The following is a 13,370-nucleotide window of genomic DNA, read 5'->3' on the forward strand; positions in this document are numbered from 1 at the left end:
ACGACGACCTCGCTGCGGGGCGGCCCTTGCGTGTCGTCCCGCGCTTCAGGCCATGACTGTTTTAGCGCAGCGCACTGTTTGAGAACCGCTGGTCTTGGCCAGCGGTTTTTTCATGCCTATCTTTTTTTCTTGATGTCTTCAGGCCCTGCGACCAGCGCGCCAGCGCCGCGCACTTCGATATAGACGCTGTCCAGCGACTTGCCCGATGCATCCTGCAGCTCCAGTTGATGACGCCCCGGCCATGGTAACCAGCCAAGCTGGCTGCCGCGCCCAAGTTCTCGGCGCACTTCGCGCATCACGGGCTTGGTGTCAGGGGGCGATCCAGCAGGTGGTGCGGAGTATTGGCGTGTCACCAGCTGCCAGCGCAGACTGTTGTCATGCCAGGCCTGCTCTGAAGCCATACCGGCCTGCCGCGCTACCAGTTGCACGCGCTGACTATCAGGTGGAATGTCTGGGTCCAGCGCCAGAATGGTTCCACTCGCCGGGCGCAAGATACTGGCGGATTCTTTTGCCTGCTCGGGGTTCGCTGCAGACTTTAAGTCTTTTCGCCCTCTAGCCTTTGAATGATCAGCGCTAGCAGCTATGGAGTCCATAGCAAACAGCGACTGCTGCGTGCCAGTCATAAACCATTCGCTGCGCGCACTTTCAATCGGCATGCTGCCATTACTCGCAAGGCCAAACGTCACTTGCTGATTCAGCACTCCGGCCGGTGCCTTTGGCGGCCTGCTGGGTGTGTTGCGGTGCAAAAATCCCATCACCTCAGCCCAGATGGGCGCTGCACCGCTGGTGCCGCTGACGGAGTGCATGGCCTCGCCTCCCGCATTGCCCACCCACACGCCCACCGTGTATCGTTCAGACCAGCCCACGGCCCAGTTGTCGCGCATGTCCTTGCTGGTGCCGGTTTTCACCGCTGACCAGAAGCGCGTGGCCAGCACGCTGTCGGTACCAAACGTGGGCGCGCGCGCCATGTTGTCGGAGAGGATGTCACCCACGATAAAAGCGGCCTGGGCATCCAGCGCCTGCACGGGCTTGTCTTCCAACGAATCACTGGGTTTGCCACCGGCCTTGCGGCTGTCTGCAGGCAGCGCCCAGTTCACCGGCTGATAAACACCGCCATTGCCCAGCGCGCGGTAGGCGTTGGTCAGTTGCAGCAACGGCACCTCGCTGCTGCCCAGCGCCAGACTGAAGCCGTAGTAGCCGCCGCTTTCGCGCAGCGGCAGGCCCAGATTTTTGAGCTGGGTAAAGAAAGCATCAGGCGTGACCATGACCAGCGTGCGCACCGCCGGCACGTTAAGCGATGAGGCCAACGCAGTACGGGCCGACACCCAGCCCTTGAAGCGGCGGTCGTAATTCTGTGGAATGTAGAGGCCGTTTTGCGTGTTGATCTGGGCCGAAGAATCTTCAATCAGCGATGCCGCCGTGATGCGTTTTTCAGCAATTGCCTGCGCATACAAGAACGGTTTGAGCGTGGAGCCAGGCTGGCGCATGGCTGTTACGCCATCCACTTCAGAGGCCTGGCTCATCGCACCCGATGATCCCACCCACGCCAGTATTTCTCCCGTGCGGTTGTCCAGCACCACCAGCGCACCATCTTCCACATTGCGGCCTTGCAGCTCACGCAGATGCTGCTGCAAGCTACTCACCGCAAAGCGCTGCAAGGGCGCGCTCAAAGTGGATCGCACCTGCGCCTGCCCTTTGTTTTGCGGCTGTGCCAGCCAGCGGCGTGCAAAGTGCGGCGCTACGCCTTCGCTCGCAAGCCACTGGCGGCGCTGCAGCACGCTGGCGGTGTAGAGCTGCAGGGCAGAGCCTGTCTCAGAGCAATTGCGCGCCGCCACATCATCAGGAATCATGACTTGCAACACGCCGCAGGCACGCTGAGCCACGCGTTCCACCGAGGCATTAGGCGCACGCACCAGAGCCGCAGCAATTGCAGACTCACGGGCATCCAGCCCATGCGCGGCCTTGCCGTACAGGCTTTGCGACAAGGCATCGATGCCAACGATCTCGCCCCGGAAAGGCACCATATTCAGATAGGCCTCCAGAATCTGATCCTTGCGCCAGCGCCTGTCCAGCACCTGCGCGGCCACCGCCTGCCCGACCTTCTGCACCACGCTGCGCCCGCCCGGCCCCTGGCGCCAGTCGCCATCCAGCAAGCCGGCCAACTGCATGGTGATGGTGCTGGCACCCCGGGTGCGCGTGTTCCAGAGATTGCCCCAGGCGGCAGATGTGACAGCCGCCCAGTCCACACCGCTGTGTTCGTAAAAGCGTTTGTCTTCGCTCAGCACCAGCGCGGTGCGCAAAGCAGGTGACACATCGGCCAGCGGCACCCAGGGGCCGCGGCGCACCGTGCTGTCGGTGCGCTGGCGCTGCAGCTGCTCCCCTTCACGCGAAAGCAGCAGTGTCTCTGACGATCGATGTTCGCGGTGTACCTCATCAAAACTGGGGACCGCGTGGCTGGCAGCCGCGAGACTAAGCAAGCCCGTCATCACAGCCAAAGAACGCCAGGTCTTTCCCGGCTTCAGGGTCTTGAAATACCGCCACATGCCTTGTTCCATGTCTGTTGTGCACCGTTTGAATTCAGCAAGCATTGTCCCAAAGATGCACCAGCAGCTACGGGATAAAAAAAGCGGCTCCGGGGAGCCGCTGATGGGAGGCGCATTCGCTTTTAGATAGCGGTGACTTTTTTGATCTTGAAGGACAGGATCACCATCAACACGCCAAAGATCACCGCATAGGTTGCCAGAACCCACAGCATGGCCATCAGGCCCGCGCCGGGCTGGGCCAGCACGAAGATGCCGAACAGCACCGAGAGCAGACCGCCCAGCACCAGTATCCATTCGCCGTCAATTTCCTTGCGCAGACGCAATGCCGCCACGATTTGCAGCACGCCGGTTATCAAGGCCCAGACGCCAATATAAATGGTCAGCACCAGCGCGGTGACTGCCGGATTAATGGCAGTGAGCACGCCGACGATCACGCCCGTCAGCCCCCAGAGCAGCACCAGCCACCAGTGGCGTGACTGCTTGCGGCTCTTGATGGCGGTATAGATGCCCAGCAGCCCATCGACAAACACATAGGCCCCAAATACCAGCACCAAGGCCGCTGCGGAAGCCACGGGCTGCATCCAGGTCAGCACACCAAAAATAATGGCAGCCGCACCACGCAACAAGAGCACCCACCAGCTGCGGTGCAACATGATGGACATGGATGGAATTTCTACAGGCATGAAAACTCCTCTCGTAAAGGGTTCAACAACATTACAGCTTGCGCTGCAGCTCGTCTATTTCAAGCTCGACCATAACGGTTAGTTCAAGCCAGCGTCAACATCACAGGCTGATGGTCGGACGACTGCGTAGAGCCATCTACCCGCCAAGCTTGCACATATTCACTTAGGCTCTCACTGACCCAAATCAAGTCACAGGCACCTGGCTCAGCGCCCCAGGTTCTGTCCACCAGCCTGAATGTTGGCGGCTGCGGCTGCCCCGGGTTCAGCACGTTCCAACTGTTGAGCCACTGGCCGGGCTGCAGACTGCCCTGCTCGCCCGCTGCCCAAGGTGCAGACAAGGCCGCATATTCAGGCTCATGCGGCTCGAAGTTGAAATCCCCGCACAGCAAGGCATGGCGGGTGTGTGGCTTGATTTGATAAGGCGATCCATCGCTGGCAGGCTGCGGCGGCGCATCGGCCAGCGCGCAAGCCTGTATCTGCAAATCACGCAAGGCTAGGGCCTGCGCCATGCGCTGGCGTTTAGAGAAATATTCAAGGTGAGTCGTCATGATGCGCACCGGCCCCAGCGCCGCATCCCTCACGGTCACCACCGAGCACATGCGCTGCATGCAACGCATGTTTGCATCGGCAGGCATGGGCAGCGGGTAGTGCTGAACCTGCAGCACCGGCAGCCGCGTAGCAATCACATTGCCAAAGCGCTGATGGCCCTGCGCGGTGAACTCATCAATGGATGCGCCCAGAAAGATCTGCCAGCCCGGCAGCAGTGCTTGCAGCTCGCTCAACTGGTCGCCGGGCCTGCCCTGAAGATCGGGATAGTTGACTGCAATTTCCTGCAGGCACAGCACATCGAGACCGCCAGCATCGCCTTGCTCACCCATCTGCAAAGCGTGCTGCACGATACGCGCCACACTGACCTTCCCATCAATGCCGCAGCACCATTGCGTGTTCCAGGTCAGGATCTTCATCTCTTCGCTTTCTTATGCATTGAAAATGGCTGAGTCGCTTATCTTTAAGGCGCTAGAAGCTATTATTTTTACAGCGCCGACTACTGATCTGCGGGCAGATTCTCGCGCAGCTGGAATACATTGCCTTCGCAATCCATGGCGTTGCAGACCGCAAAGCCAGGGCCTTGCCAGCGCTCATCAAAAACCTGCCCGCCAAGCTCTTCTGCCGCTATTGCGGCCTCGGCAATCACAGGTACGGTGACGAAGAACTTGAGCGCCACATCGGCACGGCGCTGCGGTGGTGTGCCGATGTGGACCTGCGTTGCAATCTCGGCAGGTATGGCATGAATTACCAACTGCAGCGCGGCGGACTCCAGCACGATGATGTGCTCATCTGCATGCAAACGCTGCATTCGCAGCACCTGCTCATAAAAGCGGGCCAGAAGATGGAAATCCTTGGCATAAATCAGCACACCAGCAGCAGCGGGACCGGCCATATTCAACTCCTTGAACAAAGCATTGAATGTAGCCCCGTCATTTGACGCCCGCGTGAATGAGGTGCTGCACAGAAGCAGCAGACACCTCTCTTCTCACGAGCTGCCCTTGTTCAACTATGCCCAGGAGCGCGATTGAGCAGCTGAGTGCGCTGATCTGCACTGAGCGACAGATAGCGTTCGTAGTGACGCAGTATGTCGGCAATGATTTCTTCGGATCGCAGGTACTGAATGTCGTAGCCCTGACGACCATCCTCGAAGAAGGTCATGGGCTCGTAAACATGGCGACGTGTGCTTTCGCTGGCCGCATCCCGCACCATGAAGGTAGGCACGGAACGACGCGTGCTGCGCACGCCATAGACGAAATCACGCAGCGCCGGATTGGGAATCGTAAGACGCAATTCCCCATCGGCAACAGACTCCTCGCTGACAACAGCCTGCACGCCACGCTTTTGCATTTCGACCGCAACCTCTCGCATGGCTGGAAGCACCACGCCCGCAAGAAATTTGCCAACATCCGCACTCGAAGGCTGCTGCACGATCTGCTCCAGACGTTTACGCCAGTGCAGGCCGCTCCAGAAACTGGTGGCCGGTGCCAAGTCCTGCGTGAAATGCGCACGGTCAGCCAGCAGTCCCCTCCATAACCCATAGCACAGCGCCAGCATGATCATGGTCACAGGCACGGCCGCTACCAAGGTCATCGCTTGCAGGGCCTTGAGGCCGCCCGCCAGCAGCAGCACCAGAGCCGTCAAACCGAGCACTACTGCCCAGAACAGGCGCTGCCAGACCGGCGAGTGCGGGTGGCCGCGCGAGGCGATGGTGTCCACCACAAAGGCACCCGAGTCCGCCGAGGTGACGAAGAACACGGCGATCAGCAAGATGGCGAGCCATGCCACCACCTTGAACCAGGGCAGATACTCAAAGAAACGAAACAGCAAGGCATCGACATTGCCCACTGTCTGGCCGAGCGCCCCCTGTGCCACATGCGTATCAATCCAGATGGCGCTATTGCCGAAGGCTGTCATCCACACCAGATTAAAGGCCGTCGGCACCAGCAGCACACCGATGACGAACTGGCGAATGGTTCGCCCGCGCGAGATACGCGCGATAAACATGCCTACAAAGGGTGACCAGGAAATCCACCAGGCCCAGTAAAGAATGGTCCAGCCGCCAAACCAGGACGGGTCGTTTGCCGGTTCATAGGCAAAGGTGCGTAGCGACAGCCGCACCAGATCAGAAAGGTAGTTGCCAATATTCTCACTGAGTGCCTGGAACAGAAACACCGTGGGACCAGCGATGATCACAAACCCAAGCAACAGAAAGGACAGCGACAAATTGAATTCACTCAGACGCCTCACGCCCTTGTCCAGCCCCGATACGGCCGAGATACCCGCCAGCACCACCACGACAACGATGACCCCAGCGCGAAACCCCATCGTAGACGTGTCCCAGCCCGTCAATGTGTGCAAGCCCGCAGCCAGCTGCAGCGCGCCATAGCCCAAGGTTGTGGCGATCCCCGCGATCGTCCCCACCAGGGCAAAGGCATCGACGCCATGACCTATCGGGCCATTAATGCGCTCCTTGAGCAGTGGATACAGGCCTGAGCGCATGGTCAGCGGCAGGTTGTAGCGAAAACCAAAATAGGCCAGCACCAGCCCCATGGTTCCGTAGACCGCCCATGCATGAAACCCCCAATGAAAGAACGTTGACTGCAAGGCCTCACGCGCTGCAGCCGGCGTACCTCCCGCAGCGGTAGGCGGTTTCAAATAATGCTGCAGCGGTTCACCGACGCCGAAATACATGAGACCGATACCCATGCCCGCAGCGAACAGCATGGAAGTCCAGGAGAGAAAACTGAACTCCGGCACGGCATCGTCAGGACCCAGCCGGATATCGCCAAAACGGCTGGCCGCGACGAGCACGAGAAACACCAGAAACAGCGTGACAGAGACCGTGTAGAACCAGTCCAGATGCCCTACCACCCAGGCCTGGACACCCGAGAACAAGGCATCGGCACGCTGCGGCATGAGTCCGCAATACAGCAGCAGAACACCCAGCGCCAATAGCGCAGGAACGACCACCGGCGCGGCGAAGGTAGTACGCGGAACAGAATCCTCACCAGCGCCCACAGACGAAGGCGCAGAGGCAGCAGACGGCTTGGAGGTTTCCGTTGCTTTATCACTGGCTTCAGGCATGGATTTCTCCCCTGGCAGGTGCTCCATGATCCAGGTGTCAGATGCCCACCGGCATAGCGGACAAAAGGTCTTGGCGCATTAGGTTGCAGAAGCTCACATTGTGTAGTAAATACCAAAACGAAATGCGTGGGACGGCGGCCAGAAATATCTTAGGGCAACATTTTTGCGAAGCCGTCTGACACTCAAGCTGGGCAGATGCGTGCAAATCGTTCTGGATTCGACTTCTGTCTCGCATGTGTCGCAGGATACGTGTCTGCCCCAGGCAGGGGCATCAATTAAAAAGCACCCAGTGCTTGTTTCAAAAGCGCTGGATGCTATTTTTCACTCAACTCGAGTCCGCTAAAGACGAGGCATCAGCCCCAACTCATCAGCGCTTGTCGATGACCTTCACGCGTGCGTTGGGCACCTCACCAAACATCTCAGGTGCATACAGCGCTTCGGCGCGTGTGGGCGGCAAGGCGAAGTCACCGGCGTTGTTCAGGCGCACGGTGTATTCAACCTTGGTCGTGCCTGCAGGCAGGTACTGGTAGTAGGCGCGGTAGGACTCGAAGCTTCGCTCTTCATAGGCCAGCCAGCCGGCTCCCTCCTGCTTTTCACCCTTGGAAGCGATTTCCGAATCACGGCCCAGACCGCCACCCAGAATGGTCGCCCCCGTGGGTACAGGGTCGGTAATCGCCACCCAGGTCATATCGGTCTTGGCCTGCACTTCCAGCGTCACGCGCAACACATCGCCGCGTGAGTACTGGCCGCCACCGAACATGCTCTTGTCCGCCTGCTCCACCGGCGTGATGGTCTTTTTGATGGTGTAGCCAGCGCTGAACGGGGCCTTGAGAGCCACCGCCGCCACGGACTGCACGGTCAGCCAGGGCTTGCCTGTGCCTTGCTGGGTCACGCTGAGCTGGCCCTTACCGGCCTTGGCCCAGGGCATGAACATGCTGTTGTTCAGCAAGCCACCAGCTCGCACAGGCTCACCAAACATGCTCGTCGCATGGGCTGCACCCTGCACATCTTCAGATGTAGCGCGCTTCACATCGGCCCAGTTCACCTTGGCTTCGTTGCCGTTCATGGTGGCGACTGTCGTACCAGCCACAGGCTCGGACTCAAACTTCTGCGAGAAGCGACGCAGTGCCAGCGCCCCCCAGAGGTTGGCCGTGGTCGTGCTCCAGGCACCGCCCTGCTGACGCGCAATGAAGCCGCTGACCAGGCGAGGCATGTCCTCTGCCCAGGCGGGATCATTGATCGTCACCAGCATCAGGCGCGCCAGGTTCACGTCGGGGCCCTGCATCAGCCACCACCAGCTATCGTCCTGATCGGTCGAGAAGCCGGCACGCGTGCCGTTGAAGGTCAGGCGGGCACGCAGAATCTGCATAGCCTGTGCCAGACGTTCATCACGCTGCGGTGCATCGCTCATGCGCTGCAGCAGCATCACCCAGTCGATGACCGCATGCGTGGGCCACTGGTTGGGCGTGGCGTTGATGCTGTCAAGCATGCGTAGCGTGGCCTTGCCAGACTGCGCCAGCGCGGCAATGGCTGCCAGCTTGCGCATGTCCAGATCCTTGCGCGGGCTCCAGAAGTTGCGCTGAATACGGCCTTCCACAAAGGCGATCAGGCCGTCCTCCATGTGCGCACGCTCGGCCGCTGGCAGCACAAAGCGCTTGTCCACGCCCTGCGCCAAGGCAGACAGATTGATCAGGTGCGCCGTCAGCGTATCGCTGCCGCGATTCACGCCACCATCCGTTGATGGGAAATAGTTGGCCAGACCATCGCCGTCCAGATAGTTGGGCAGCTGCGCCATGGTGCTAGCCCACAGCTCGGCGTTGTTCATGCCAACGGCCTTGCTGGTGATCTGCTCAAGGCAAGAGTAGGGATAGCGGGCCCACCAGTCACGCACGCCTGGCAGACCTTCGGTCAGCTTGGGCACCAGCGACATCTGCAGACCACCACGGCCGGGCAGCGCATCCGCGGGCGGGTTCACGGGCACGGTGTATGTGCCGTTCACCTGCACCAGCGTGGCCTGCTGTACCGTCAATGGCACGGCGGGCACGATGCGCTGGCTGACTTTCAGGGCATCCTGCGCAGCGTCGACACCACCGCTGGTGTCACGCGCAGCGATCTCCCAGATCAGTGCTTCGGCACGCGTGCCTGATAGCTGGGCCGGAGCCTTGACGTCCCATGCCACTTCACGCGCTTCACCTGCGGGAATTTCCACGGTCTGAGGCTTGAGTTCCAGCATGGTGGCGCGCGGCGTCACTTCTACCTTCATGGCCTTGGCCGAGGTATTGCGCAGCGTCACCTGGGCACGGAACTGGTCATCCTCGCGCACCAGCGGGGGCAGGCCGCTGATGATCTGCAGATCCTGCGTGGTGCGAATCGCCGTCTGGCCTGTACCAAACAGGCTCACACCTGCATCGGCTACGGCCACCACCTGGAAGGTGGTCAGCGCATCGTTGAGGGGCACATCGATCAACGCCATACCGTTGGCATCCAGCACCACATTGGGCGCCCACACCAGCAAGGTGTTGAGCAGCTCGCGCGTGGGGCTACGGCCACCGCCACCACCTGCGGGCACGGCCTTCTTGCCATAGTGGCGTCGGCCAATCACTTCCATCTGCGCGGTAGATGTCTGCACACCCCACTCGCGGCGCGTCAGCATGGCGTCCAGCAGGTTCCAGCTGGTGTTGGGCATCAGCTCCAGCAAGGCCTGATCCACGGCGGCCAGCGCCACATGGGCACCTGCAGCAGGCTTGCCGTCAGGCAGCGTGGCCTTGATAGTGACCTTGGCCGTGCCGCGCACCTTGTAGCTGCTCTTGTCCGACGTCACCTTCACATCAAGCGTGTGGTTCTTCAAACCCACGCGAATTTCAGACATGCCGAAACGGAAGGCGGGCTTGGAGAGGTCGACCATCGACGTGGGCGCAATGAACTCCTTGCCATCACTCCAGAAGGCACGCCACCACTCCACCGGCGACTTGAAGCCCCAGGTGAAGAAACTGTACCAAGGCACTTCCATCAGGCGGCCACGCAGCGCCAGCACGCTGACGTAAACATTGGGGCCCCAGTTCTCTTCAATCTTGACGTCTACCGTTGGGTTGTCACCCGTCAGCTCAACGACCTGCGTGCTCACAACACCTTCGCGCTCCACAGCCACCAACGCGGTTGCGCGGCGGAAAGGCATGCGCACCTGAAAGCGTGCGGTCTCGCCGGGCTCGTAGCTCTTGCGCTCGGACAGCACATCCATGCGGTCATGGTCTTCGCCGCCGAACCAGATCTCACCCTTACCCGTCACCCAGACCGATGCAGCGGCCTGGCTGCTGCGCCCGTCTTTGTCAGAGGCCTTGACGATCAGCTCCACCTCGCCGGGCTGAGACAGTTGCGCCTCGCACTGCAGCAGGCCGTGGCTGTCGCTGGTGCCAGAGCAAATAGTGCCTAAAGGCTTGAGCGTGGTCTGGTTGTCATAGCTATAAAAGCCGCCTACCAGTCGCTTGCGGCTGGAGGTCGTAATGCGCGCAACAGCCTCGACCTTCACGGGCACACCGGCTTGCGGCTTACCTGCCGTATCCAGCGTCAGCGCCTGAAAGTTGAGTTTACGATCCACCGAAATCCAGTTTTCGGAACGCACGCCAGCCACCACGGCCGCAGGCCAGATAGTGCGTGTGCCGCGCAGAGTCTGCACCTCGCCATTGGGGTCGGCATAAGTCGCCTCCATCAGCAGCTCGCGCGGCTCGGCGGACTTGGGCAGTTTGTCGATCGTGACCTTGCCCAGACCATTCTTGTCCAGCGTCACGGGCAGCTTGTCTGCCACCACCTTGGTGTCATCGCTGGCAGTGCTCTCCTCATCATCACTGTTGCCCACATCCTGCGCGCTGCGCGGTGGGTTGAAGCTGAAGCCATCCCAGCCAGAAAAATCTGGCGACTTGGAACGCAGCAGCGCCGACACCTTGACGGGCAGGTTAGAAGCCGCACCACCGGAGACGTAGTTGATCTGCACTTCAGCAGGCACACTGCTCGCGCCATACAGCGCATCTTTGCTGGCCGGGCCTACACGGCCCTCCATCACAGGCAGACGAAACTCCTCAACGCGGAAAACACCGGTGCTGAAGCTGGAGCGGCGACCGCTGTTGTTGCCATTCTCATAGCCGAGTTCGACCGAATACTCACCCAGCTTCGCCGCTTTGGAGATAGGGAACTCGGTGATCGCGCTGCCATTGGCAGACCAGCTCAAAGCCTGCGTAAAGCGCTGGCCGCTACCCAGATGGGTAATGGTCAGGCGGTCGGGCTTTTCTGGAGTCTGATCAAAGCCCTTGGAGTTCTTGCCGGCGCCGGTCAGTGCACGCAGGTAATGCTTCATGGACACGGTTTCGCCCGCGCGGAACAGCATGCGGTCAAACACGGTATGCGCCACTTCGTCGCGCTTGCTGCTGGAGCTGGTCGGCACATTGAAGCGCCAGGACTCGATGCCCTTGTTCCAGTTGCTCCAGACAAAAGCCAGCTCCTCGCCCCCATCGGTCTTGGCACGGGCACTCACAAAATAGGAGGCACTGCGGTAGTCGCCGTCATTGTGGCAGTCGGGCGGATTGGGGTTGAGACCGTTGAAGGTCACCACGCCCTGCTCGTTGCTCACGGCCGAGGCAATGGCCTGACCATTGCAGTCCGAAATCTGAACCGTGGCACCAGACACGGCCTTTCCCTTGTCCAGCGTCGTCACCCAGGCCACGGAATTTTCACGGCCCAGCTTGAAGTGCACGGCCAGATTAGTCACCAGCACCGAGGTACGCACATACATGGTGCGACCCGCACCATAGCCCTCATCAAGCAGCGACTGCCCCAGCATGGGCGAGGCGATCTCGACGACCTGGAAGCCGGGATTCAGCGGAATGCCCACCACTTCAAACGGACGCGGGTCATTCTTGGCCGCCTTGGGCAGCTCCAGCGTCTGCGTCTGGCTCTGGCCGTCCAGCAGCGACAGCATGCGTGTCTGCACCCAGTTCTTGTCATCGTTGATGACCGGAGGCAAAACCTTCACATCGCGGGCAGCACGCTTGCGCTCCACGCTATAGTTGTCATAGCGCTCGACCTTCTTGATCCAGGCGATGATGTCCGCGTCAGAGCCACCCTTCTTGGTGCGCACCACGCTGGCATCCAGAGACTTGCCAGTAAGCTGCGGCTCCACATTGCGCAGCGTCACGGGCAACAGCGCCGGGCCCTTGGGACCTTCGGCAAAGCGCTCGACAATACCGAATGGCGAAGCGGCAAACTTCACCAGCGGTGGCATATTGCCCGTGGCCGTGGCCAGCGGGAACATGTTGGCATTGGTCAGCGTGCGACCCGCTGCGTCCTTGAACTGCGGGGGCAGCTCCACCACATACTTGGTGCTGGCTGACATGGTGGCCGGGAAGGTCACGCTGTCCACCAGTGAGTCTTCGGCCAGCTTGTCGCCGTTCTGCTCAATGATGGGAGCGACCGCCGAGGCACCACTCTTCAGGCGAATCGCCTCAACCAGCTTGCGCGGCACAGGCGCACTGAAGGACAGGCGCATGGGACGAATGGGCAGGCAGGCGGCGTTGGCATTTTCACGCTCACAGCTGAAATCGGCCGAAAACGGCTGGCGCACCTGATACTGATAACGCTGCTCATCCTTGCTGGCCAGACCATTGGCCATGACCACGCCCTTGCCATAGACCAGGGTCATCTTGCTGCCCGAAGTCAGGCGGCGATTACAGGCCAGCACGGCATAGTTCTGCGGGTGCTTGGCGGCATCCTTGTCCCAATGCCGCTGCTTGAGCACGGCATCGCGATCCTTGCCCTCGATGAGCTGCACAGGAATGCGCTCACCCACACCTTCAGACGTACACCAGACACGCTGCTTGAGGCTATCTGCCGTGGCAGCGCCCGTCAGGCGCAGTGCAAAGTACTGCTGCTCATCCACCTCTTCATAGGTATCCGGCGCGATATCAGCAACCTGCGGGCCACCCGTCTGAAATTGATAGCTGGCAGCGCCCGTCAGCGCTTTGCCATCGACACCTTTGAACTGAGGATTGAGCGAAGCCGTGCAGCGCACGCCAGCGGGCAGATTCTGGGTGAAGTCAAACACCCATTCCTTTTCGCTGTTCCAGCGGCCTTGTCCCTTGGCGGCTTGAGCATCACTGCACTGCAGATTGACGGGAGCGGCGGCCTTGGGGTCGCCAAAGCGCACAGCCGCTGCATCAAACTGCACGACCACCTGCCCCACCTTGCTCACATCACCCTGCGGGCTGAACTGGCGCACACCGGCTGCATGTGCAGCCACGGCGCTCAGGCCCCACAGCAAACTCGCATTCAGCAGCATGCGCCAGCGCGGCGCATGCCCCTCCGTTCCGCCCGTCGTTGCGTACGGCTTGGTCATACAGTCATCCTTTTTAAAAGCAGGCGCAAGACCTGCTCTGGCTGTTTGAATCTGGAGTCTGGAATCCACCACGACAGCGCGGAAAGTGCATCAACAAAAAAGCCCTGCCTCACAAGTGAGCAGGGCTTT

Annotated in this window: 6 protein-coding genes; all 6 read right to left on the reverse strand. The window is 60.5% G+C overall.

The window, feature by feature from the left end; all coding sequences use genetic code 11:
- Positions 1-116: 116 nt before the first annotated feature.
- Positions 117-2,486: a penicillin-binding protein 1C gene (gene pbpC, locus RSF91_RS09870; protein ID WP_442878832.1), complete on the reverse strand. Its 2,370-nt coding sequence runs from the start codon at positions 2,484-2,486 to the stop codon at positions 117-119.
- Positions 2,487-2,665: 179 nt separating this feature from the next.
- Positions 2,666-3,226, reverse strand: coding sequence for an HdeD family acid-resistance protein (locus tag RSF91_RS09875; RefSeq protein ID WP_332568253.1), 561 nt, complete (start codon positions 3,224-3,226; stop codon positions 2,666-2,668).
- 83 nt (positions 3,227-3,309) lie between these two features.
- Complete coding sequence (locus tag RSF91_RS09880; RefSeq protein ID WP_332568254.1) at positions 3,310-4,191, reverse strand: endonuclease/exonuclease/phosphatase family protein; 882 nt, start codon at positions 4,189-4,191, stop codon at positions 3,310-3,312.
- An 80-nt stretch (positions 4,192-4,271) separates the two neighbouring features.
- On the reverse strand, positions 4,272-4,667 hold the full coding sequence (locus RSF91_RS09885) for a VOC family protein (RefSeq protein WP_332568255.1): 396 nt from the start codon (positions 4,665-4,667) through the stop codon (positions 4,272-4,274).
- A 110-nt stretch (positions 4,668-4,777) separates the two neighbouring features.
- Entirely contained in the window at positions 4,778-6,859 is a 2,082-nt protein-coding gene (locus RSF91_RS09890) for a BCCT family transporter (protein ID WP_332568256.1), read from the reverse strand.
- A gap of 367 nt (positions 6,860-7,226) precedes the next feature.
- Positions 7,227-13,241 carry an alpha-2-macroglobulin family protein gene (locus RSF91_RS09895; RefSeq protein ID WP_332568257.1) on the reverse strand — a complete coding sequence of 2,005 codons (6,015 nt, stop codon included), beginning with the start codon at positions 13,239-13,241 and terminating at the stop codon, positions 7,227-7,229.
- Between the last annotated feature and the right edge of the window lie 129 nt (positions 13,242-13,370).

Origin of the sequence: Comamonas sp., from assembly GCF_036643215.1 — a bacterium.
GTDB lineage: Bacteria > Pseudomonadota > Gammaproteobacteria > Burkholderiales > Burkholderiaceae_C > Comamonas.